Genomic DNA, 24,775 nt, shown 5'->3' on the forward strand with positions numbered 1-24,775 from the left:
ATTATACTGGTGATTGATATAAGGATTATGACCTATAATGTTCTTCATATTGATGAAAACCCTGCAAATAAATGGGAAGAACGTAAGGAATTAATAAAGAAATTAATAGAGCGTGAATCTCCTGATATTATTGGTACACAAGAGTGTTTGTATTCCCAGATTCGAGATATAATTGAAATGCTTCCAGAGTACGAATGGTTAGGGCTTGGCCGACTTGGTGGGAGTAATGGTGATTTTATGACAATTTATTTTAGGAAGGATCGTTTTGTACTTTTGGAATATGACCATTTTTGGTTATCAGATACCCCAGAAATTATTGGTTCAATGACATTTGGGAACGAGACACCAAGAATGGTAACATGGGGAAAGTTTTTAGATAGAAGAACGGGGAATGTATTTTATCATATGAATACCCATCTTGATTATCTGTGTGAGGAAGCAAGGAAAAAGGCGGCAGTCTTAATTCAGACTAAGGTAAAAGAATTTCAAAGCAATCTACCTGTTTTTTTAACAGGTGACTTTAATACAGATATTAATACGGAGCCTTACGATATTCTTACAAAATTAGGGTCATTTAAAGATACTTGGGATTTAGCCCGAGAACATGTTAATAAAACACTTGGTACCAAGAATGATTTTATTGATAAAACTGGTGGAGATAGTCGGATAGATTGGATTTTATCCAAGGGGGTGCAATCGGTAAAATCAATAAAGATTATTGATGATTGTGTCGAAGGTAGTTTTCCAAGTGATCACTTCGCGGTAATAGTAAATTGTAAAATATAATACAACTAGTAGTAAAGCCTTGTACTGAAACTTCGAAAAAAAGTTTTGTAGATTGACAAATGTCTGAACATTTAATATAATTTAAAGTAGATAATACGTGAAAGCGGATACACATAGTTTAAATTGAAATAATTTAAGTAGTATTCAATATTATTAATGTTTATTTAATAATTGAATAATGGGTGGAGAATAAGAGAACCCCAAAAAAGGATTAATGAATAACTGAACTGTATTTGTTCGTATTCTATTATTCTTTTTGGGGTTCTCTATTTTTTTCCTTGCTATTTATTTAATAGCAATTAATATATATAACTAACTTTAGAGGGGTGCTTATCTTTGAGTGATAAGAAATTAAGTAAAAGGAAAAGAAAATTTCCTACAGGGGTTTTATATTTATTACCAGCATTAGTCCTATTTTCAGTTTTTCTTTTTTATCCGATGTTCAAAACATTATATCTAAGCTTCTTTTTAACCGACACAAAGGGCGATCCAGTTTTCTTTAATGGAATCCAGAATTACGTGGAAATATTCCAATCAAAAGAATTTTTGTTAAGTTTAAAAGCCAGTATATTATTTGTTCTGTATACGGTAATACCGACAATAATAATTTCCCTGTTTTTAGCTGTACTTGCTAATGAAAAATTAAGGGGTTCCCAATTTTTTAGAGTAGCTTTTTCCTCAACTCTAGGTGTTTCATCTGCAGCCGCGGCAGTCATTTGGTTATTCCTATTTGATCCAAGTATTGGCTTTGTCAATAATATGCTTGGAGTATTTGGGATACAAGGGATAGGATGGGTTACTGATAAAAGTTGGGCATTATTCTCTGTATCTGTTACAACAATATGGATGCACTTAGGATTTAATTTTATTATTTTACTCGGTGGCCTTCAAAGCATCCCGGAAGATTTATATGAAAGTTCAAAAATAGACGGTGCGGGATTCCTTCAGCAATTCCGTAATATCACAATACCAATGTTATCACCAACACTGTTCTTTGTTATAGTAGTAGCGGTAATCAACGCATTTCAATCCTTTGGACAGATTGATATCATGACAAAAGGTGGCCCAGCTGGTGCGACAAACTTAATTGTTTATTCAATTTACCAAGATGCATTTGTAAATAATTATGTAGGCTCAGCAAGTGCTCAAGCGATGGTACTATTTTTTATCATTCTATTATTTACCTTGCTTCAGTTTAAGTATGGTGAGAGGAAGGTGCATTATCAATAATGCTACGAAAAACACTTATATATAGTTTACTTATAATCTCAACACTTTTAGTATTTGGACCAATTTTATACGCACTTTCAATTAGTTTTATGGATTCGAAAGAAGTGTTCTCGGGTGCTATTATCCCTTCCTCTTTTGCAATGACAAATTATGTTGATGCGTTTCAAACCGTTCCATTGTTGCGCTTTTTATTAAATAGTTTCATTCAATCAGGGCTTATCACCATTGGAATGATTTTTACTTGTAGTTTAGCTGCCTTTGGTTTTGTCTTCGTTCCATTTAAAGGTAGAAACGTAGTGTTTTTTATTATCATTTCCACAATGATGATTCCTTGGGAAGCAACAATTATACCGAATTTCGCGACAGTAAGGGATTTAGGGTGGCTGAACTCATTTACAGGACTAGTCATACCAAAATTTGCCGGAGCATTTGGGATATTTCTATTAAGACAATATTTCTTAACGATTCCAAAAGAATTACATGAAGCTGCCCAAATGGATGGTTGTACTAATTTCCGTTTTTATTTAAGAATGGTACTACCTGTATCTAAACCAATGTTGGCTACATTAGGTATCTATACTTTCCTTTCAGCATGGAATGAATATTTATGGCCGTTACTTGTAACTAACAATAACAATGTTCGTACTATTCAGATTGGGTTAAAGATGATGAAATCAGAGGAAACAGCAAATAACTGGCCAATGATTATGGCAGCAGTAATTCTTGTTATTCTACCTACCCTACTCATACTGTTCATTGGCCAAAAACAATTACAAAAGGGCTTAACCTCTGGTTCACTAAAAGGGTAATAAATAAAGCTTAATTGAAAGGGGTGATCTTCTTTTTGGAATTGCTTTATCAGTTATGTTTTATCAAAAATCAAAAAAGGAGTTGGAAAAATGAAGTTTAAAAAGTTTGGTATAGGATTTATTGCAATTATTGTTGCATTTGCACTGTTTGGTTGTAATTCAAAAAGTAATACAGGGGAAAAAGAAGATGTGAAAAAGGATGGAAAGATTGTTATTGACTATTGGCATGCTATGGGTGGCGCGTCCGGAAAAGCTTTAGATGAATTAGTAGTAAAATTCAATGAGAGCCAAGACCAGGTTCAGGTAAATTCATTGTACCAGGGCTCTTATGATGATGCACTAAATAAGCTAAAGCAAGTAGAGGGAACGAAAGAAGCACCATCTGTCGTTCAATTATTTGGTATTGGAAATAGACAAATGATTGATACAGCTGATATTGTACCAGTTAGTAATTTTATTGAAAAAGAAAAGTATGATATTAGTAGAATCAATGAAAATGTTTTAGCGTACTATACATTTAATGACAAGATATACTCAATGCCCTTTAGTACATCGAATGCAATTATGTTCTATAATAAAGATGCATTCCGTGAGGTAGGACTTGACCCAGAAAACCCACCAAAGACTTTTAGTGACGTAAAAGAAGCAGCAGAAAAACTTACGTTAAAAAATGGTTCACAAACGGATAGATATGGATTTGCATTCCCTATTTACGCTTGGTTGTTTGAACAGTTAATGGCAAACCAAGGAGCGTTAATGGTTAATAACGACAATGGCCGTACGGGTGATACTCCAACTGAAGCTGTTTTTAACAGTGAAGAGGGAGTCAATGTAATGACATGGATTCAAGAAATGTACAATGATGGAATTAGTGCTAACTATGGACGTAAACTTGATGACTCTCGTACCGCATTTAAAACTGGCAAAGTAGCGATGGTAATGGATTCATCGGCAGCAATTGCTGATATGGTTGAAAGTTCATCTTTCGAGGTAGGAACGGCATTTCTACCAGTAGCGGATGGAGTTGAGCCTCAAGGTGCTCAATTAGGTGGAAATTCACATTGGATTATGGGTAATCAATCTGGGGAATCACAAGCAGCAGCATGGGAGTTTATAAAATTCCTTTCTTCAGCAGAAAACCAAGCATTTTGGTCATCTAGCACCGGTTACTTCCCAATCCGTAGTGATTCACGCAATCATGAAGTATTGGTAGAAACGTATAAAAAGAATCCGCAATTTAAGACTCCGGTCGATCAATTAGATAATACAAAGTCAATTCCAGCAACACAAGGTGCCGCAATTGGTGTTATCCCAGAAATGAGATCATCAATTGAAGATGAGATTGAGAAGGTACTAGATGGAAGTATGAAACCAAAAGAAGCACTTGATGAAGCAGCTGGGAAAATAACAAAGGCACTTGAAAATTATAATAAAACGTCAGGTAAGTAAGAGGATATTATTTTAAAGTATTATATTTTTGTTAAAAAGGAAGGTCATAATGCTTATCATTGCACATAGAGGGGTATCTGGTTATTGTCCAGAAAATACAATGGCTGCTTTTAAAGCAGCATTAGATCAAAAATCAGTAGGAATAGAATTGGATGTTCGATTAACCAAAGATGGTATTCCTGTTGTAATTCATGATGCAACAATAAATAGGACAAGCAATGGAAAAGGATATATTCACGAACTAACATTGGCTGAACTAAAAACATATGATTTTGGTTCTTGGTTCTCACCTAAATTTAGTCATGAACGTATTCCGACGTTGGAGGAAGTCCTTGAACTTCTATACGATCATGATCTTACTCTTAATATTGAAATAAAGAATGGTCCATTCATTCCGGTAAACCTTGAGGAAAAAATTCTTGAATTAGTTTATAAGTATAATTTCGGGGACAAGGTTATAGTTTCATCCTTCGATCATATAAGTTTGAAGAGATTGAGGGCTTTAGATACAACTATCAAAATTGGGTTTATTTTGCACATGAATTTAATTGACATGTTTAATTATATTGAAAATAGCTCAATCAATCCTTATAGTATACATCCAAATCATTTTTACCTAACAGATGAAATTTTAGAGGAGGCACATTCTAAAGGTATTAAAGTTTTTCCGTATACCATTAATGATAAGGCTGTTGGAGAAAGCTATAGAAACATGGGCGTAGATGGAATTATCACAAATTACCCATTAACCTTTAAATAAGGTATAATTTCTTCAAACTTTTCATAAACATTAGGAATACAACAAATAAGTGTATATGCATGGGAAAGAGATGAAGAGAAATCCCGGCTATTTAAAACCTATCTGAGGTTTTTTATAGCTGGGGTTTTTTAGTATTTTGAAAGGAGTTCATAGGTTTGTCTAAATATCGATTGCTGGCTCTGGATTTAGATGGAACGACATTGTTAGATAATAAAACAATTTCTAATGCTTCTAAGTATTGGATAGAGAAGGCGAAGGATAAAGGTGTTGTTGTGTCGTTTGCTACTGGTCGTGGTGTTCAAAATACGGGGGATTATCGAACCCAACTTGGGTTATCTTCACCGATGGTTTTATTGAATGGTGCAGATATATGGAAATCACCGGAAGAATTGATAGAACGACATTTTATCGATAAAAAAGATATTGAAAAGCTTTATCATTTGGCAAATGAAACGAATTCCTTGTTTTGGGGATATAGTCCAGATAGCTTAACAAGAAAACAAGAATGGACACCGGAAATGTTTGATAGAAGGTGGATGAAGTTTGGATTTAGTAATCAAGAAATGGCTGTGATTGAGGATATGAAAGCTGTGATTACCAAATGGGGGAATTTGGAGGTGACCCAATCTGGCTCGAACAATTTGGAGATTTCTATAAAGGGGATTACCAAGGAGTATGGCATTCGGAAAGTTTGTACAATGCTTGATATCGGAATGGACCAAGTAATGGCCATCGGGGATAGTTATAATGATATGAAATTAATTAAATCTGCCGGACTAGGTGTTGTAATGGGAAATGCAAATAACCACCTTAAAGAAGTGGCTGCTTGTACGACAGATACGAACGAAAATGATGGTGTTGCTAAAGCCATCTGCCAACATATTTTTGAAATGGAATACTTTTGGAAATAGGCAACTATAAATTTTGAGAGTAATAGAAAGTCAAGATAGATAAGTAGTTATAACAATGCGTCATGGAGGATCTCACTATGGTAAAAGGCTATATTTTTGACTTAGATGGTACGGTTTATTTGGATGACCAAATAATTGATGGAGCAGTAGAAACAATAAATAGATTAAGAGAAGCCGGCAATAAAGTGGTCTTTTTAACGAATAAATCAATTGCTACTCGAAATGATTATGTAACGAAACTTAATAAACTTGGAATACATGCAAATTTAAGTGAGGTTATTAATTCGAATTATATCGCCGTAAAATATTTGAAAGAACATATGAACGAACAGGATTCTGTATTAGTCATTGGTGAGAAACCTTTATTTGAGGAGCTTAGAGAAGAAAATATTTCGATTACCAATGACCCAAAAAAAGCTACTTATGTCGTGTTGGGATGGGATCGACAGTTCAATTATGAAAAGCTTAATCTTGCATACCAATCATGGTTGAATAAAGCAACTATATTGGCTACGAATCCTGATAGAACATGTCCGGTCTTTGGGGGTGGCCAGTTACCGGATTGTGGTGCAATTATCGGTGCTTTGGAAGGTGCAACAGGGCAACCAATTGATTCTGTAATTGGAAAACCCTCTCGTCAAACAGCTGAATTTGTAGTAAATGAAATTTTGAATTTAAAGCCTGAGCAATGTTATATGGTAGGGGACCGTTTAGAAACCGATATAAGAATGGGGTTTGAGAATGGCATGAATACCGTACTCGTGCTAACTGGGGTTTCAACAGCCGATATGGTAGAGAAGACTGTCTATAAGCCAACATATGTACTAAATAGTATTAAGGATATAGTAAATTTATAAGAGATAGCTTGGTTTATAAGAAGGTTTATCCATAGATCGTTGGTGAATGAAAAAGGGATGATGAAGATGTTAGATATATTGATAAATTCAATGGATATGGATATGCTAATGAAATTACTCATTTCAGCAATATTAGGATTAACGATTGGACTTGAACGTGAGTTGAAACGAAAACCTTTCGGATTAAAAACAAGTTTGGTTATTTCAATTGTAAGCTGCTTATTAACGATTGTGTCTATCCAATCTGCCTATTTATTTCCCGGATCTGAGTATATAAATATACAGATGGATCCCTTACGTTTGGCAGCCCAAATCGTTTCAGGAATTGGTTTCTTAGGTGCCGGTGTTATTTTGCGAAGAGAAGATGATACGATTACCGGTTTAACCACTGCTGCAATGGTTTGGGGAGCAGCAGGAATAGGTATTGCTACTGGTGCCGGCTTTTATATTGCAGCAATTATGGGAGTCGTCCTCATCATAATTAGTGTAGAGGTAATCCCATTTTTAATTAGCTTACTTGGTTTTTGGAAGCTACGATCAAAAGAACTTACATTAAGGCTAATATTAAAAAATAGGGAGTTCATAGAAGTGGTAATTAAACAAATACAGGAAGACAATATTAAGATTGAAAATGTTAGAATTAAGGAATTGCGTGATGGATCCTATTTGGTCGATTTAAAGGTAAGAGCGAGTTATAAAAAAACTACTCCAGATATTTATTACGGTGTCTCAAGAATTGATAACATTTATAGTACAGAAATAGATGGTTAAGTAATTGGCTAAGGCTAACTTGCATTTGAGTTAGCCTCATTTTTTATAGGTCAAAATTCCATAGTCCTGGGTTTCCAGAAGAAATCGCGAGTGCTCCGGCTTCTAATCCTTGCAATATATCTTCCTTTGAAGCTATTAAACCCCCAGCGATTATTGGTAATCTCACCTTTTTAGTTAATTGATCAATAATTGTCGGCATTAGTCCCGGTAAAACTTCAATTGCGTCCGGTTTACATGAGAGGCTCATTTCAATTCCCTTTGATATCGCTGCTCCATCAATAAGAAATATCCGTTGAATAGCCATTAGTTTTTCCTCTTTTGCATATTTGACTAACGCGCTTTTTGTCGTAATGATTCCTGTTGGCTTCCAAGTGTGTGCGATATATTTGATTGCACTTTTTGTATTAGATAATCCATCAATAAAATCGATATGAATAAAAACTTGTTTATCTGCTTTTTGTAACCGTTTTAGATAATCATTCACATTAATTAGATTCCCTGTTAAGAGAAAGACAATGTTTGCTTTACTATTAATCGCTTTCTCAACATCAGCCTCTTCCTTCACAGAGGCAATAACCTGTGACTGTACTAAATCTACTATTTTGCTCAATAAAAACAGCCTCCTTACTTAGATACAAGCGCTACTATATGACTGGGCTATTTTTAGCATATATCAAATTAATATGAATGAAAAGATAATTATTTAATTTATTAGAATGTGGTCTAACTCTATCGTCATTAGAAGGTATCAGCTTCAATCCTTATCCTTTGCGTATCCATGACTAAGGATTTGATTTTGGCGGAAATGTTAGACCATCTTGATTTTATTACCCATATCACAAGATACTTTATATCAAATGCGCAATTACTATTTTTTCTATATCTTATCCACTAGTATTATTTCTCGAGAAATAATTGTCAAAATTTGTCTTGCTAAAAGTGGAGTAGTCATTTATTATTAATACAATAGCATATATTGATAGATTTTAATTATTTCAAACTACATATTGTGTTTTGCCTTGTGAAAAAGATGCCGTTTAGGCTTAAAAGGGAATCTGGTGAAAATCCAGAACTGCCCCCGCAACTGTAAATGCTGACAAAATGAACAGGCCACTGTATAAGCTAACTTCTAGTAGGTACTTATATGGGAAGGGTTCAGAGTAGAGTGATGCATAAGTCAGGAGACCTGTCTTTTCTTAAGATGTTTCACCTTCCTCGGGGATTGGGAAGATGAAACGGTGGCGACAGGTGGGGCTCTTAATTTATGCTCTCTTGATGTTATCGTTTCATCCGCTCAATTGACTTGAGCGGATTTTTTCTGTTTAGCGAAATATAGATAAGGGAGAGAAATAAATTGAATATCACAACACAAGGGGAATTAGATTCGATTCTACACTCACTTGATTATGCGGAAAGCACCTATCAGCTTGACACAACTGAAATAAGAAATAAACTGCAAGGTATGAAATTCTCAACATCTGAGGCGAACCAACATGCACTTTTTTACTCCTTAAACAAAATTGCCATGGATCAGCCCAATTGGACTTATTTAGCGGCCCATCTCTTTTTAAATGAGCTTTATGAAAAAGCGGCAACGAATAGAAACTACGACAGTTCTCAAAAATATGGGGATTTATTTGAATTGCTAGAGGAACTTTCGAAAAGAGGAATTTATTCGAAAGATCTGCTAGACTCCTATACAAAGGATGAGATTACAGAGCTAGGGAAACTGATTGACCCTGCTAAAGATCACTTATTTACATACATCGGACTATTTTTATTAGCAGATCGATATCTTGCGAGAGACTATGAACGTAATATATTCGAGCTTCCGCAAGAACGCTTCATGATTATCGCTATGACATTAATGCAGCATGAGAAGAAAGAAACTCGCTTGGAACTTGTGAAGGAAGCCTATTGGGCATTAAGTCATTTATATATGACTGTTGCGACTCCCACTCTATCAAATGCGGGGAAAAGCTTTGGTCAATTGTCCTCTTGTTTTATTGATACAGTAGAAGACTCACTAGATGGCATCTATTTAAATAACTGGGATATTGCGAGGTTATCAAAGGACGGCGGCGGAATCGGTGTTTACTATGGAAAGGTTCGGGCGCTCGGCTCCGACATAAAAAAATTCAAAGGAAATTCCTCCGGAGTAGTTCCATGGATTCGACTCATTAATGATACAGCTGTCAGTGTTGACCAATTGGGACAACGCCAAGGAGCGATTGCAATTTATCTTGATCTATTCCATAAAGATGTAATGAATGGATTCCTCGATTTGAAGACGAATAATGGGGACGAACGTCGTAAGGCTCATGATATTTTTACAGGGGTTTCCGTACCAGATCTATTTATGGAAAAACTGCAACAGGTAGATGAAAACGGCAGAAGTATTGGAGAATGGCACACTTTTTGTCCTCATGAAGTAAAGCAAATCATGGGATGGAAGGATGAAAAAGGGAATCCATTAGGACTTGAAGATTTTTATGATGAAGAAGATGAAAAATACTTCACCGAAAAATATATGGATGCTGTCAATCACCCACTATTACCACGTAAAACTTACCGTGCAATGGATGTTATGGCTCGAATCATGATTGCCCAGTTAGAAACAGGAACACCGTACATGTTCTACCGAGATGAAGTAAACCGCAAAAATCCAAACAAACATCTTCTAGGAAAAGGGCGAACAGCGATTTTCTGTAGTAATTTATGTACTGAAATTGCTCAAAATATGTCAGTAACTGCAATTACTAAGGAGTATGTGGATGATGATGGAAATATTGTGATCATTCGTAAAGCGGGTGATTTTGTAGTTTGTAATCTTTCATCTATTAATCTGCCAAGAGCTGTTCAGGAAGATGTCCTTGAACGATTAGTTCGCATCCAGGTTAGAATGCTCGATAATGTAGTTGATTTAAATACTATTTCGGTTAAGCAAGCTGATATCACAAATAAAAAGTTTCGCGCGGTAGGATTAGGAACATTTGGGTGGCATCACCTTTTAGCATTAAACGGTATTTACTGGGAATCAGAAGAGGCTGTACAATTTGCGGATAGGCTCTATGAGGATATTGCCTATTACGCGATTCAATCTTCAATGGAGCTTGCTAAGGAAAAAGGCGCTTATCCTAAATTTATGGGGTCAGAGTGGGAAACAGGAGCTTATTTTACTCGCAGAGAGTATACAGCTGAACGGTGGAACAAGCTTCAAGAAAAAGTGAATCAATACGGAATGCGCAATGGCTGGCTAATGGCGGTAGCCCCCAATTCATCGACAGCTAAAATTGGTGGCTCAACTGACGGAATTGATCCTATTTACGCAGCTGAGTATGCGGAGGAGAAAAAGAATTTTAAATTTAAGGTAACAGCTCCTGATATCAATCATAAGACGTATGAATTTTATCGAAAAGCACGACATGAAGTGGATCAAATCTGGAGTATTAAACAAAATGCAGCACGTCAGCGTCATATTGACCAGGGGATTAGCTTTAATCTTTATGTTAGACACGATATTAAAGCCAAGGACCTTCTGCAGCTTCATCTAGAGGCATGGAAACAAGGATTAAAAACGACTTATTATGTCAGAAGTACGTCACAATCAGAAATTGAAGAATGTGAACTTTGCCACAGTTAAGGGGGAAAAAATAGATGACAACTAATCAGCCAATAACGAAAATAAAATTATTTAATCCTGAGTTTCCAAACAAATCAACAGGGATTATAAATGGGGAAACGTCGGGGTTATTAAATTGGAATGATATTGCTTATCCCCAAATGTATACTTTGTATCAAACCTTGCTTTCGAATTTTTGGAAAGCACAAGAAATTAATATGCAGGATGATATCAAGCAATGGGATCATTTAAGCCCTACTGAAAAGGATGTTTTTTTACGAATCAACACTCAACTCGCATCGTTGGATAGTTTGCAAACACCTACGATGAATCAGGTCATGGACTATGTTACGGACTCAAGCTTCAAAGCCATTTTCGCGGTTATTTCACAGCAAGAAGCCGTACATAATGAATCCTATTCCTATATTTTAAGTTCACTTGTGCAATTAAATGAACAAAAGGAACGATTTAATCAGGCAAAGGATGACCCGATTGTACGAAAAAGAAATCAGGTTATTCTTGAGTCTTACGAGGGGTTCAGGGAACTTCCTACACCAGAAAACCTGTTTAAGCTTGCGATCAATTCTATTAATCTGGAAGGAATCTATTTTTATGCTGGTTTCGCCTTTTTCTATAATCTTGCGAGACAACAAAAAATGCTTAAGACTAGTACAATGATTAGCTATATTCAAAGGGATGAAATGCAGCATGCGTATTTCATTGCTCAATTTGTAAGAATTCTTTTAACGGAAAACCCGGAACTCAATACGGACGAAAACAAGGATTATGTCTATAAGGCAATTGGACAGGCGGTGGAGCTTGAAAAAGAGTGGGCACACTATATTTTGAAAGATATTGATGGAATTGATTTAAATGAATTTGAAGAATATGTAGAATATCTTGCTAACAAAAGGCTTCGCCAGCTTGGGTTCCAAAATTTATATGAGGATAAGGAGAACCCAATGCCTTGGATTCAGGTGTTTAGTGATGAAATGATGAATGACACAAAATCAGATTTCTTCGAACAAAAATCACGGACCTACACAAAAGTATCCCAATCCAATGGGTTTGATGAGCTATAACTATGAAGGTTGGAATTGTGTATACATCGATTACGGGGAATACTGAGGAAGCAATGAAAATCATCACCCAGTATATGAGGAGGTATACAGGTAGCTGCTATGTCTATCGGGTGGAACATTTCCCTTACTATGAATTGGATACATACGATGCGATTATCATCGGGACCTATACTTGGGGAAACGGAGATATTCCGCATGAAATGATGAAGCTTTATCGTGCGTTTGAGGACTGTTCCCCAAAGGACATTGTAACAGGCGTATTTGGTACCGGAGACCAATGCTATTCTCAATTTTGTGGGGCTGTAGATGAATTTCGCGATATGCTATATGTGCATTCGAGCTTGGCAGCAACTTTAAAAGTTGAACTAATGCCACAACGAATAGATGAACATCGATTTGATCGATTTGTCCGGATAGTAATGGAGCGAGTTAATAGTAAGCAGGGTATAACTGTCTAGTTGTACCCTGTTTCATTTCATTTCATAGTTTTAATCGCACACTTACAGCAATGCTAAAGGTAAATAATCCAATAAGGCTTACTATTAAAATCGGAAAGTCTAAGGCAGAAGCAAGTAATGCACCAAGGCTTCCTCCAGTCATCAGTGTAAATGAATATACCGAAATTGCTGAGCCCCTTGCATGTTCACCAAGCTTACCAATAATGGATATAAGTGCGGGATAAAGAAGAGATATTGCGGCAATGAAGGGTATGGACATAAAAGCAATAATCCCAGGTGTTCTTATGAAAAGGAGACTACTCAGGCTTAACACTACAAGAAATAGACCCATTAATAATGTTCGACGATCACCAAACAGCCGTACCAATTTTCCTGTTAATAATGAAAAAGATGCACCAACTAATCCGAGCGCCCTTATTTTAAATATTATCTGTTGGTCGATTGAATAATTTTCATATAAGTATTGACTTATTCCATCATAGAACGAAATAAATGTCAGTAAAACTGAAAAAGTGATTAAGTAGCATATGATTAATGAAGGATTTTTCATAATTATAAAGAGATCTTGAAAGAGCGAAGTAGTAGCTTGTTTAGCGACTGGTACAGTTGGGAGGAAAAACAAACCACAGATGAAGAGGAAAAGATAAATAATTGCAAAGCAATAAAAAACATGTTCCCAGCCATAGAAATACGTAATGCTCGAACTAATAAGTTGACCGAGGATCCCTGCAAATAAGAAGCCACAGTTAATAAGGGCCAGCACGAGGGTGCGGTGTCTAAGTGGAAAAGCATCAAAGATATACGCAAATGCTACTGGAGGAAAGCTTCCCAAGGCAAAACCTTGAAGACTTCTAAACAAATAAAGTGATTTTTCATCAAATGAAAATCCCACTAATCCAGTGAAAAAAAAAGCTAGGATTAACCCTAGAAGAATGACTGTTTTTCTTCCTATTTTTTCGGAGAGAGGTCCAAAGAATAATAACCCGCACGCATAAGAAAAGGAAAAAATACTACCTCCAATCACTGCTTGCTCAACGGAAATATGAAGTGAGTCTGCAATGTTTTGATAAAGGGGAATAAATGTGTATATATTCGATGCAACAAACACACCCGTAATAATAAGTAATGACGCTACAAAAAATAAACGTTTCAACCAGACCACCACCCATTTGTAACATATGCGTACTTGCAAAGTCTGGTCAATAAGACGTTGGATTTCATAATGATTCTGAGAAGAATCGAAAAAATAAAACAGAGAGAAATAACTTTGGTTATCCTCTCTGTTCTATTTTTTCTTAGAACTTTCTATGTTTAAGGAACAATAGTCACTGGGCATGGGGCTTCATGAATAACCTTATAGCTTACACTTCCAAGGACCGTTCGTTTAATTGCACCCAGGCCCCTATAACCCATTATGATTTGAGCTACCTGGCTTTCTTTTGCTTCAGTGCAGATTTCAATTCCAGGTTCACCGACTCTTGTTTTTGTCTCCACGGAAACTGAAGAGTTCTTCGTTTCTGCCAATGCTTTTTCAAATGCAGCATTACTTTCTTCACTTTGATATGCACGGATTTGTTCTTGTGTAACAAAACGTTTTACATTAGGAGTATTATAACTTGGTTGAACATTTAGGAGTATGATTTCTGAATTATTTTCAACAGCTTGGTTTAAAGCGAATTGTAATGCCTTAATTGAATGTGTAGAGCCATCAACAGGTACTAAAAATCTAGTCATTGAAAAAAGACCCCCTTTGAATTGGTAGGATTGACCACTTACAAGTGGTTCGAGTTACCACATGCATAGAATCAATCTCTACCTTAATTATAAATCTTCCTTACATTTTTTGTGGGGAGTTAACTAAATTGTCGAAAAAATAAAGAGTAAATAATTACTTAGAGAAAATTCCTTTCCACCCTTTCGTAAATTCATTCCCTATAATTGGAACGATTGATAGTCCAAGAATGAGTAGCCAATCATTAACAGAAAGAAAATGAATACCAAATACATTGTTAAAAAACGGAATGTAGACAAGTGCAACTTGAATGGCAATGCCTACACAGATTGCTGCAATCAAGTATTTGTTTGTAAACAGTCCAATCTTAAAGATTGATTTCCTACGACTTCTAAGGTTAAGGGAGTGGAACAATTGTGAAATACTTAGTGTAATAAAAGCCATTGTTTGAGCATGAATTAAAGCATCTGATGTAATATTGCCATAATCGATTGACAAGATAGAGTTTGCTCCGGAATAGAAACGAAGGCCCTCCACAAATGCAAACAATGTGATAAAACCAATGAGCAAACCATTTAATACCGCAAAACTGCCATTTCCCTGAGCAAATATACTTTCTTTTGGATCCCGCGGTTTTTCCGTCATCACATCAGGGTCATCTGGGTCCATCCCTAATGCGATTGCGGGAAGGGCATCCGTAATCAGATTTACCCATAAAATTTGAACGGCTGTTAGTGGAGCAGGTAGTCCAAGCAAAATACCAATAAATAAAGCAGTAATTTCTCCTAGATTACAAGAGAGTAAAAATAAAATGGATTTCTTAATATTTTGATAGATATTTCGACCATGTTCAACAGCTGATACAATCGTGGCGAAGTTATCATCAGTAAGGATGATATCAGCTGCTCCTTTTGCGACGTCTGTACCTGTGATACCCATAGCTACTCCTACGTCGGCCTGTTTTAATGACGGAGCATCATTCACACCGTCACCTGTCATGGATGCGATATGACCATTATCCTTTAACGCTTTTACGATTCGCACCTTATGCTCAGGAGATACCCGTGCAAAAACACGAACATTTTTAACTTTTTCTTGTAGCTCTACGTCACTTAGTGCATGAAGTTGCTGGCCGGTCAAAGTCTGCGCCACATCATTTGCTATACCAAGCTCGGCTGCAATTGCAAGTGCTGTCTTTTGATGGTCACCAGTAATCATAACCGTTTGAATTCCCGCATCTTTACAAAAGGCAATTGATGCTTTGACTTCCTCACGAGGAGGATCGATCATCCCAACCAATCCGAGGAAGATAAGTTCCGTTTCTAAACTGTAATCAAAGCTCTCATTTTTTGATACCTTTTTCATTGCAACAGCTAGAACCCGCAAGGCCTTGTCAGACATTCTTCCTGTTGCTTCCTGAATCTTTTCCTCTTCTTCACCGGTTAAGGAGATAATATATCCATTCTTATAAATGGTTGTTACTCTTGGCAAAATGCTTTCCAAAGCCCCTTTCGTAAATGAAACAAAGCTTTCCTTATCTGTATGAACAGTTGTCATCATTTTTCGGTCGGAGTCAAAAGGTAGTTCGAAAATTCGCTTGAAGGTATCTTCAAGCTCCTCTTTATGTAAGCCGCTATTCAAGCCTGCTTGAACAAGGGCGATCTCAGTCGGATCTCCGGTACTTTGATCCTTCGTAACCTGTGCATCATTACATAATGTAATCCCATGGAATAATGGATGCTTTTGTGCGAGCTCTTGAGAAATGTCACCTATTTCCTTGTCACGATCATCCATAAATAAGGATGTTACTGTCATTTTGTTTTGTGTAAGCGTACCGGTTTTATCCGAGCAAATCACACTGACTGCACCAAGCGTTTCCACTGCTGGAAGCTTGCGAACGATTGCGTGATGCTTAATCATCCGCTGAACACCCATGGCAAGGACAATTGTTACAATTGCAAGCAGACCTTCTGGAATGGCTGCAACCGCCAAGCTAACAGCAATAAGGAACATGTCTAATGGTTCTCTACCTTGAAAGTAACCTATGAAAAAGATGACAATTGAAACAATGATAGCTCCTAAACCTAGAAATTTACCGAGTTCGTCTAATTTCTTTTGAAGTGGGGTTGTTTCCTTTTGTTGTTGACCTAGCATTTTAGCGATCTTTCCAATTTCTGTATCCATACCTGTAGTTACGGCAACACCAATTCCTCTTCCATAGGTCGAAAGAGTAGTCATGAAAGCCATATTACGTTGATCACCAATTGAAGCATCACGTCCCGAGAGTAGAGATGCGTCTTTTTCAACTGGAACAGATTCACCCGTTAACGCAGATTCCTCGATTTGTAAATTTGCTGTTTCAACAAGGCGTAGATCAGCAGGGACATAGCGTCCAGCATCTAAAATGATAATATCACCTGGGACAATTTCTTCAGATGGAATTTCCCTTAGGCTTCCGTTCCTTTTGACAATCGCCTTTGGTGTGGACATCTTTTTTAATTCTTCTAATGCTTTTTCAGCCTTTGATTCCTGAACAACCCCAATTATTGCATTGAGAAGGATTACAATGAAAATAATGGAAGCATCGGCAATTTCGCCAACTAAAGCCGAAATGACAGCTGCTGCAATAAGTATGTAAATTAACATGCTATTAATTTGATCCCAAAACATTACTAAAATCGAAGCTTTTTCATGATCTACGAATCGGTTAGGGCCAAACCTGCGAAGTCGTTCGTTGGCATCGGCCTCAGTAAGTCCATTTTCAATATTTGTAGCAAGTCCTGTTTCTACCTCCGATATTGATTTTTTATACCAGTGTGACATTTGCATCACCTCTTTCAAAAAATAAAGTCTTCTTATTGAACTATATTGGAAGTACCTTACAAAAATTATATCATTCCGAAAAATAAAGGATTGTGAGCGTTCTTTGACATTTCTAGAATCTGGATGTTCATACAATTCACCTGTTCGACAAATTTTTTGATACAATTAGAAGATAAGAATTTGATTCGATTTAAACTCTCTTTAGGAGGTTAAAATATGTCTTTACAATTTATTTTAGGACGTGCTGGTACTGGGAAATCATACACATGTCTTGAAGAGATACGAAATAAGCTTCGTCAAGACCCAACAGGTTCTCCAATTGTGTATTTAGTTCCGGACCAAATGACATTTCAATCTGAATATGATTTGATAAATTCCCCTGGAATTGGCGGGATGATGAGAGCACAAGTATTCAGTTTTACTCGTTTGGCATGGCGTGTTCTTCAGGAAACAGGGGGAATGAGCCGCTATCATGTCAATAATGTCGGAGTGAATATGCTGCTGCGCAAAATCATTGAGTCCAAAAAGCAGGAACTTAAGGTTTTCTCTCGTGCGGCTGCTAAAAGTGGATTCGTCACCCAAATGGAGGAAATGGTTGCAGAGTTTAAACGGTATTGTGTTACTCCTGAAATCTTAGAGGAACAAAAACAAACCGTTGCAGCAGAAAACAAAGTACTTTCTGATAAATTACATGACCTCCAGCTTTTATATGATGAATTAGAAAAACATCTATTTGAGAAATACGTTGATTCCGAGGATTATTTACGACTTTTAGCTGAAAAAATACCTCAATCTTCTTATATAAAAGAGGCGGAAATACTAATTGATGGCTTTCATAGCTTTACCCCACAGGAGCTTGAAGTAGTTGGCCAGCTCCTGAAAGTCTCTAAAAAAGTAACGATTGCTTTAACGGTTGATAAAGCTTATGATGTTCCACCACATGATTTAAGTCTTTTCCGAATGACTGGAAAAACCTATCAATCTATTATTCAGTATGCGAATGAAAATGGAATTAAGGTTTCAGAGCCGATTTTGTTAACAACTCAGTATCGGTATTCCTCTGAACCGTCGTTAGCTCATTTAGAAAGATATTTCGATGAAAGACCAACTGTTCCATATCAGGATCGAGCGTCAATCACGTTGGGCCAGGCTGTGAATCGACGTGCAGAAATAGAAGGGATTGCCCGTGAGATTCAAAAATTAGCAAGAGATAAAAACTACCGCTTTCGTGATATCGCGATAATGATTCGGAATGCAAGCGATTATCATGAAATGATAGAAACCATTTTTCAGGATTATCATATTCCATTTTTCATTGACCAAAAGCGTTCGATGTTAAATCATCCGCTAATTGAACTAATACGTTCAAGTCTTGAAGTTGTTAGCAGTAACTGGCGCTATGAGTCTGTATTTCGCTGTGTCAAGACAGATCTTTTATATCCGTTTGGAGAGAAGATTTCCACACTTCGCGAGGATATGGACAAGCTTGAAAACTATGTGCTTGAATATGGGATTCAAGGCTATAAATGGACAAACGGGAAGCGTTGGAAGTATAAGCGGATAAGAGGATTAGAGGATTCTGATCTACCGCAAACAGATAAAGAACGAGAGTATGAGGACAGGCTTAACGAACTTCGTACGATGATTGTAGAGCCATTATTAGTTCTGGGGAAACGTCTCCAAAAGGCAAAGGACGGCAGGAGTATGTGTGAGGCGCTCTTCCTGTATTTAGAGGATCTTGAAATCCCCGCAAAAGTGGAAGAGATGAAGCTAAACGCGGAAGTTTCAGGACGACTTTCAGAAGCAAGAGAAAATGACCAGGTATGGAATGCGGTTTTAGAATTGCTTGACCAATATGTCGAAATCATCGGTGACGAGAAAGTATCGCTAACGATGTTCAGCGATATGATTGAAACTGGTTTAGAGAGCATGCGATTTGCGCTTGTACCACCTGCGATTGACCAAGTGCTCGTAGCAAGTTTGGAGCGTTCACGATTTTCAAACATCAAATGTACCTTTATTATCGGTGCGAATGATGGTGTTTTACCTGCTCGCCTAAATGAGGAAGGGGTATTTTCAGAATCCGATCGGGAAGCCCTAGGTGATGCGGGACTACAATTAGCCCCTGGAAGCAGAGAAACTTTACTAGATGAAAATTTCCTAATTTACGGTGCGTTAACAAGTCCCGAGGAAGCATTATATATTAGCTATCCATTAGCAAATGAAGAAGGAAAATCATTGCTGCCATCACCAATTATTAAGCGTCTAAAGGATATCTTTCCAAATTTAGAAGAAAAGTTTTATATGAATGAGCCGTCAGAGCTCACCATGGCAGAGCAGCTTGAATATATCGCCAACCCGGATGTCGCGTTATCTTCTCTGGCAACACAATTGCAAGCATGGAAAAAGCAGTATCCAATTCAGGATTTATGGTGGGATGTCTATAATTATTTCGCAAACCACGATGAAATGAAGTTTAAAAGTCAGCTTGTTTTAAGCAGTTTATTCTATAAAAATAGGCCCAAAAAGTTATCAAACGAAATAACCGAAGCCCTATACGGCGACCATATTCAAGGCAGTGTCTCTCGAATGGAAGTTTTCCAGGGATGTGCGTTCTCTCACTTTGCAAGTTATGGTTTACAGTTAAAAGAACGTAAAGTATTTCGCTTGGAATCACCAGATATCGGTGATTTATTCCATGCGGCCCTGAAGAAAATTGCTGACTCTCTTAGAATCAATGGAATTGACTGGCGTGACTTAACAAAAGAGCAATGTGACATGCTTGCCGCAAAGGCAGTAGAAGAATTAGCACCACGGTTACAGAAGGAAATTTTATTGAGTTCAAATCGCTATCACTATATCATGCATAAGCTGCAAAAAATTATCAGCCGGGCATCGAAGATACTAAGTGATCATGCTAAGGCAAGTGGCTTTGCCCCAGTAGGGATTGAATTAGGTTTTGGTAAGAAGGGACCTCTCCCTCCAATCCGTTTTACTCTAGATAATGGCGGTACAATGGAGCTTGTTGGCAGAATTGACCGAGTGGATAAAGCAGAGAGCTCGAAAGGTGTTTTATTGCGCGTCATTGACTATAAATCAAGTCAAAAGGCACTTAATCTTTCCGAGGTATATTATGGACTCGCTTTGCAAATGTTAACTTATTTGGATGTCATTATTACGCATTCTAAGGATTGGATTGGGACCGCCGCAAAACCTGCAGGTGTCCTATATTTTCATATCCATGATCCATTAATTCATTCTAATAAAGTATTACCTGAGGATAAAATTGAGGAGGAAATCTTTAAGAGATTTAAAATGAAGGGACTCTTATTAGGGGATGAGGAATCGGTTCGCTTAATGGACCAATCCCTTGGGACTGGCTATTCTCAAATAGTCTCTGCTGCGATTAAGAAGGACGGAAGCTTTTATTCTAATTCTCAGGTAGCAAGTGAAGAAGAGCTTGGTTATCTTCGTAATCATGTACGTGGTATCTTCAAAAACACTGGTAACAGGATTACGAATGGTGAAATTGATATTGCGCCATATAAGCTTAAGGATAAAACAGCCTGTACGTTCTGTCCATTTAAGTCTGTTTGTCAGTTTGATCAAAGCTTAGAGGAAAATAATTTTCGTGTCCTGCCAAATGAGAGTAAAGATGTAATTCTCGGGAAAATTCGGAATGGAGGTGTGAAGATTCATGACTAATCTCATACTAAAGCCAGAAGGAAGCCAATGGACAGATGACCAATGGAAAGCCATCGTCTCAAGTGGTCAAGATATTTTAGTTGCTGCGGCGGCTGGGTCCGGTAAAACAGCTGTACTTGTTGAGCGGATCATTCGAAAGATTTTAGCGAAGGAAAATCCGGTTGATGTTGACCGTTTACTGGTTGTGACTTTTACGAATGCATCAGCAGCTGAAATGCGCAATCGAATCGGTGAAGCGCTGGAAAAAGCATTAAAAGAAGATCCGGCCTCCTTGCATGTTAGAAGACAGCTTAGCTTGCTAAATCGAGCTTCGATTTCTACAATTCACTCATTCTGCTTAGAAGTCATTCGAAAGTTTTATTACTTAATCGATATTGACCCAGGTTTTCGAATAGCGGATTCGACAGAAGCGGAAACTTTACGGGACGAGGTAATGGAGGAGCTGTTTGAAAAACATTACAGTGATCAAGAAAACATGAAATTCTTTGATTTAGTAGACCGCTTTACAAATGACCGAACCGATGTCGAATTACAAAATATGATTCGAAAACTATATGAATTTTCACTGGCCCATCCAACGCCAGTTGAATGGCTTAAGCAAATTGAAGAAGATTACCGTGTCGATGATCAGTCATTTGATCAAACACCATATATTCCATATTTGCTAGCTGATATTTCACTTCAGCTAGAGGGGGCAAAAGCAAATTTAGAGCATGCGATGGATTTGATACGTATGCCTGGGGGGCCAGCACCACGAGCGGAAAATATCGAAGCTGATTTGGAGCAAATACACCGTCTTTTACACGCGAAGAACCATTCATGGACGGCACTCTACCATGAAATGCAAACTCTTGTGTTTGGAAGAGCAAAGCCTGTTAAGGGTGATGAGTATGATGAAAATCTAAAAGATCAGGTTACAAAGCTAAGGGATGACGCGAAAAAGCTGGTTGAAAAAATAAAAGAAGATTTGTTCAGTCGACCACCTGAAAGCTATTTAGATAATATTAAAGAAATGCAGCCTTCCATTGAAATGCTGGTTCAGCTTGTAATAGAATTTGGCGAGAGATTTCAGAAGGTGAAAGAAGAAAAAGGACTTGTCGACTTTTCAGATTTGGAACATTTTTGTCTAGAAATTCTTCGTAAAAAAGGAACGGCATCAAACGATTTTGTGCCATCAGAAGCAGCCCTTGAATACCGGGTTCAGTTTGAGGAAGCATTTGTTGATGAATACCAGGACACAAATATGGTGCAGGAATCCATTTTAAAGCTTGTTACAAAAGTTGGAGAAGCGACCGGGAATATGTTCATGGTTGGGGATGTGAAACAGTCGATTTATCGCTTCCGTCTTGCAGAACCCATGTTATTTTTAAGTAAATACAAACGGTTTACTGGGTCCGGACAAAATACAGGGTTAAGAATCGATTTGTCGAAGAACTTCCGGAGCCGTGCAGAAGTCTTGGATGGAACGAATTATTTGTTCAAACAAATCATGGGTGAAGCAGTTGGTGAGATCGAATATGACGATGATGCTGAATTAAAGCTGGGCGCTGATTATCCCGAAAGCGATCAAATGGCTGCTGAATTAGTATTAATTGATAAAAATGGCCAAGAAGCCGAGAAGTTTGTACCAGATGAAGATTCCGATGATGAGGAGCAAATTGTCCTTTTTGATGAAGCTGAACTTGAAACAGCACAGCTCGAGGCACGTGCGATGGCAAAACAAATTAAGATTTTGATCTCTTCCGGGTTTCAAGTATTCGACCGAAAAGAAAATCGAATGAAAAGCATCACGTATCGGGATATTGTCATTCTGATGCGTTCGATGCCATGGGCTCCTCAAATTATGGAGGAATTCAAACAGCAAGGAATCCCTATTTATGCTGATTTATCAACAGGCTATTTTGATGCAACAGAAGTAGCCATTATGATGTCATTATTAAAAGTGATTGATAATCCGTTTCAGGATATTCCGTTAGCATCTGTTTTACGTTCACCGATTGTTGGACTTGAAGCAGACGAGTTGGCAAAAATTCGAACATATGAAAAAAATACCCCTTACTATGAGGCTTTAAAGGTATTCTTAAAGGAAACATCTTCTGATGATGCAACACATGAGAAGGTTGAGCAGTTTTATCATAAATTAGAAAACTGGCGTACAAGAGCAAGAACAGGTTCATTGTCTGATTTGATTTGGCAATTGTACCGTGAGACTTATTTTTATGATTTTGTAGGAGGCATGCCTGGCGGAAAGCAGCGGCAAGCAAACCTCAGGGCCCTATATGATCGTGCAAGGCAATATGAAGCCACTTCCTTTAGGGGCTTATTCAGGTTCTTGCGATTTATTGAGCGTATGCAGGATCGTGGCGATGATCTAGGTACGGCAAGAGCACTTGGAGAACAAGAAGATGTTGTTCGCCTTATGACCATTCATAAAAGTAAGGGACTAGAATTCCCGGTCGTATTTGTTGGCGGACTTTCAAAGCAATTTAATATGATGGATTTAAATAAAAAGTATTTATTAGATAAAGAGCTAGGTTTTGGTACGAAATATGTAAATCCTACGCTTCGGATTAGCTATCCGACTTTACCGATGCTTGCGATTAAGAAAAAAATGCATCTTGAATTAATTTCAGAAGAAATGCGTGTTCTATATGTTGCTCTCACAAGAGCCAAGGAAAAACTTTATCTAGTAGGCACTGTAAAGGTTTTAGATAAGCAGCTCATTAAATGGCAGGCAACATTACAAAATAAAGACTGGTTACTTGCGGACCATACAAGGGCTGGAGCTAAGTCTTATTTGGATTGGATTGGACCTGGTTTAATTAGACATAAGGATGCTGAGCTGCTTCGGGGGGGCGAAACAGTCAACCAACTGCCAGCTGACATTGTAAATCATCCAGCAAAATGGGAAATTCGGTCAATCCCTGCTGTTGAATTGCAAAAGGTTGAGGTTGGGGAAGAAAGCACGCATGAACAAATTGAGGCGGCATTAAAGGAAGGAAAACCAATTCCGGTTAGCAGTGATGCTTCTGAACAGATTGAACATCAATTAACATGGCAATATCCTTTTAAGTCAGCTGCAAATAAGCGCTCAAAACAGTCTGTTTCTGAAATTAAAAGACAACGAGAACGTATGGATGAACAAAGTGATGTAGCTTTTCTGCCACAGTTCCGTGCAGCAAGTGCAGACCGCCCAAGGTTCATGCAGCAAAAATCGTTAACACCTGCAGAACGTGGAACCGCGATGCATATGGTCATGCAGCATATTAATTTAAATGAACCAATCAGTGAGAATTCGATTCGCGAGCAGATTCAAAAAATGGTTCATAACGAATTATTAATTCAAGAGCAAGCCGATGTAATTGATGTAATGAGCATTCTTGGATTTTTTGAATCGGGGATTGCACTGCGTATGTTGGCAGCAGAAAATGTTAGACGTGAGGTACCTTTTAGTGTTGCAATTCCTGCGGTCGAAGCCTATGCAGACTGGTCGGATGAACAACAGGAAAATGTTCTCATTCAAGGAGTCATCGATTGTATCTTTGAAGATGAAAATGGAATTGTCCTAATTGATTATAAAACCGACACCATTACCGGTAAGTTTAAAAGCTTTGAGGATGCAAAGCCTGCACTAGAAGATCGCTATCGAGTGCAGCTTGAATTGTACAGTAAAGCAATCGAATATATATGGCGAAAACCACTAAATGAAAGATATTTATACTTTTTTGATGGTGGGTATTTGTTAGAAGTATAGATAAAAAAGTACTACTCCTAATTTGG

Annotated in this window: 17 protein-coding genes and 1 riboswitch; of the genes, 13 read left to right on the forward strand and 4 right to left on the reverse strand. The window is 37.4% G+C overall.

The genetic code is table 11. The features are described from left to right. Window positions 1–9: 9 nt before the first annotated feature. The 8 genes from LKW28_RS01045 (at window position 10) to LKW28_RS01080 (ending at window position 7,573) form a co-directional block, all read left to right on the forward strand. Entirely contained in the window at window positions 10–786 is a 777-nt protein-coding gene (locus LKW28_RS01045; protein WP_229138484.1) for an endonuclease/exonuclease/phosphatase family protein, read from the forward strand. Window positions 787–1,122: 336 nt separating this feature from the next. After that, window positions 1,123–2,016, forward strand: coding sequence for a carbohydrate ABC transporter permease (locus LKW28_RS01050; RefSeq protein ID WP_229138485.1), 894 nt, complete (start codon window positions 1,123–1,125; stop codon window positions 2,014–2,016). Next, on the forward strand, window positions 2,016–2,825 hold the full coding sequence (locus LKW28_RS01055) for a carbohydrate ABC transporter permease (RefSeq protein ID WP_229138486.1): 810 nt from the start codon (window positions 2,016–2,018) through the stop codon (window positions 2,823–2,825). The genes LKW28_RS01050 and LKW28_RS01055 overlap by 1 nt, the downstream gene beginning before the upstream one ends. Before the next feature lie 90 nt (window positions 2,826–2,915). Beyond that, a complete protein-coding gene (locus LKW28_RS01060) occupies window positions 2,916–4,274 on the forward strand; it encodes an ABC transporter substrate-binding protein (RefSeq protein WP_229138487.1) in 1,359 nt (452 codons plus the stop codon). A gap of 49 nt (window positions 4,275–4,323) precedes the next feature. Continuing rightward, window positions 4,324–5,034 carry a glycerophosphodiester phosphodiesterase gene (locus tag LKW28_RS01065; protein WP_229138488.1) on the forward strand — a complete coding sequence of 237 codons (711 nt, stop codon included), beginning with the start codon at window positions 4,324–4,326 and terminating at the stop codon, window positions 5,032–5,034. Between the two features lie 155 nt (window positions 5,035–5,189). Continuing rightward, on the forward strand, window positions 5,190–5,945 hold the full coding sequence (locus LKW28_RS01070) for a Cof-type HAD-IIB family hydrolase (RefSeq protein ID WP_229138489.1): 756 nt from the start codon (window positions 5,190–5,192) through the stop codon (window positions 5,943–5,945). 77 nt (window positions 5,946–6,022) lie between these two features. Further along, window positions 6,023–6,802 (forward strand): HAD-IIA family hydrolase, encoded by a 780-nt coding sequence (locus tag LKW28_RS01075; RefSeq protein WP_229138490.1) that lies wholly within the window; start codon window positions 6,023–6,025, stop codon window positions 6,800–6,802. Between the two features lie 66 nt (window positions 6,803–6,868). Then, a complete protein-coding gene (locus LKW28_RS01080; protein ID WP_267497820.1) occupies window positions 6,869–7,573 on the forward strand; it encodes an MgtC/SapB family protein in 705 nt (234 codons plus the stop codon). Between the two features lie 43 nt (window positions 7,574–7,616). Here the strand turns inward: LKW28_RS01080 and LKW28_RS01085 are convergent, their stop codons facing one another. Next, on the reverse strand, window positions 7,617–8,183 hold the full coding sequence (locus tag LKW28_RS01085) for a glycerol-3-phosphate responsive antiterminator (RefSeq protein WP_229138491.1): 567 nt from the start codon (window positions 8,181–8,183) through the stop codon (window positions 7,617–7,619). A 401-nt stretch (window positions 8,184–8,584) separates the two neighbouring features. Beyond that, a riboswitch (cobalamin riboswitch) is annotated at window positions 8,585–8,782 on the forward strand. Window positions 8,783–8,933: 151 nt separating this feature from the next. On the opposite strand from LKW28_RS01085, the gene LKW28_RS01090 reads away from it, so the two are divergent. Genes LKW28_RS01090 through LKW28_RS01100 form a run of 3 tightly spaced genes read left to right on the forward strand, consistent with a single transcriptional unit; the run spans window position 8,934 to window position 12,735 of the window. Further along, on the forward strand, window positions 8,934–11,216 hold the full coding sequence (locus tag LKW28_RS01090; protein ID WP_420708786.1) for a ribonucleoside-diphosphate reductase subunit alpha: 2,283 nt from the start codon (window positions 8,934–8,936) through the stop codon (window positions 11,214–11,216). A gap of 14 nt (window positions 11,217–11,230) precedes the next feature. Further along, entirely contained in the window at window positions 11,231–12,277 is a 1,047-nt protein-coding gene (locus LKW28_RS01095; RefSeq protein ID WP_229138493.1) for a ribonucleotide-diphosphate reductase subunit beta, read from the forward strand. 2 nt (window positions 12,278–12,279) lie between these two features. Further along, entirely contained in the window at window positions 12,280–12,735 is a 456-nt protein-coding gene (locus LKW28_RS01100) for a flavodoxin domain-containing protein (protein ID WP_229138494.1), read from the forward strand. A gap of 22 nt (window positions 12,736–12,757) precedes the next feature. Here LKW28_RS01100 and LKW28_RS01105 read toward each other — a convergent pair whose 3' ends face one another. The 3 genes from LKW28_RS01105 to LKW28_RS01115 form a co-directional block, all read right to left on the reverse strand. Continuing rightward, entirely contained in the window at window positions 12,758–13,888 is a 1,131-nt protein-coding gene (locus LKW28_RS01105) for an MFS transporter (RefSeq protein ID WP_229138495.1), read from the reverse strand. Window positions 13,889–14,046: 158 nt separating this feature from the next. Next, window positions 14,047–14,469 carry a universal stress protein gene (locus LKW28_RS01110; RefSeq protein ID WP_229138496.1) on the reverse strand — a complete coding sequence of 141 codons (423 nt, stop codon included), beginning with the start codon at window positions 14,467–14,469 and terminating at the stop codon, window positions 14,047–14,049. Between the two features lie 154 nt (window positions 14,470–14,623). Further along, entirely contained in the window at window positions 14,624–17,290 is a 2,667-nt protein-coding gene (locus LKW28_RS01115) for a cation-translocating P-type ATPase (RefSeq protein WP_229138497.1), read from the reverse strand. A 216-nt stretch (window positions 17,291–17,506) separates the two neighbouring features. Here LKW28_RS01115 and addB point away from each other — a divergent pair, with 216 nt between their 5' ends. Together addB and addA are read left to right on the forward strand one after the other, a co-directional pair. Next, window positions 17,507–20,995: a helicase-exonuclease AddAB subunit AddB gene (gene addB, locus LKW28_RS01120; RefSeq protein WP_229138498.1), complete on the forward strand. Its 3,489-nt coding sequence runs from the start codon at window positions 17,507–17,509 to the stop codon at window positions 20,993–20,995. Beyond that, window positions 20,988–24,749: a helicase-exonuclease AddAB subunit AddA gene (gene addA / locus LKW28_RS01125; RefSeq protein ID WP_229138499.1), complete on the forward strand. Its 3,762-nt coding sequence runs from the start codon at window positions 20,988–20,990 to the stop codon at window positions 24,747–24,749. The genes addB and addA overlap by 8 nt, the downstream gene beginning before the upstream one ends. Window positions 24,750–24,775 lie beyond the last annotated feature (26 nt).

It is taken from the genome of Bacillus sp. REN16, assembly GCF_020731355.1.
Lineage (GTDB): Bacteria > Bacillota > Bacilli > Bacillales > Bacillaceae_L > Ferdinandcohnia.

Coding starts and splice junctions, on each gene's coding strand:
- LKW28_RS01095 (WP_229138493.1), top strand. CDS start 11,231: ATGACAACTAATCAGCCAATAACGAAAATAAAATTATTTAATCCTGAG.
- LKW28_RS01075 (WP_229138490.1), top strand. CDS start 6,023: ATGGTAAAAGGCTATATTTTTGACTTAGATGGTACGGTTTATTTGGAT.
- LKW28_RS01065 (WP_229138488.1), top strand. CDS start 4,324: ATGCTTATCATTGCACATAGAGGGGTATCTGGTTATTGTCCAGAAAAT.
- LKW28_RS01080 (WP_267497820.1), top strand. CDS start 6,869: ATGTTAGATATATTGATAAATTCAATGGATATGGATATGCTAATGAAA.
- addA (WP_229138499.1), top strand. CDS start 20,988: ATGACTAATCTCATACTAAAGCCAGAAGGAAGCCAATGGACAGATGAC.
- LKW28_RS01060 (WP_229138487.1), top strand. CDS start 2,916: ATGAAGTTTAAAAAGTTTGGTATAGGATTTATTGCAATTATTGTTGCA.
- LKW28_RS01055 (WP_229138486.1), top strand. CDS start 2,016: ATGCTACGAAAAACACTTATATATAGTTTACTTATAATCTCAACACTT.
- LKW28_RS01115 (WP_229138497.1), bottom strand. CDS start 17,290: ATGTCACACTGGTATAAAAAATCAATATCGGAGGTAGAAACAGGACTT.
- LKW28_RS01110 (WP_229138496.1), bottom strand. CDS start 14,469: ATGACTAGATTTTTAGTACCTGTTGATGGCTCTACACATTCAATTAAG.
- LKW28_RS01100 (WP_229138494.1), top strand. CDS start 12,280: ATGAAGGTTGGAATTGTGTATACATCGATTACGGGGAATACTGAGGAA.
- addB (WP_229138498.1), top strand. CDS start 17,507: ATGTCTTTACAATTTATTTTAGGACGTGCTGGTACTGGGAAATCATAC.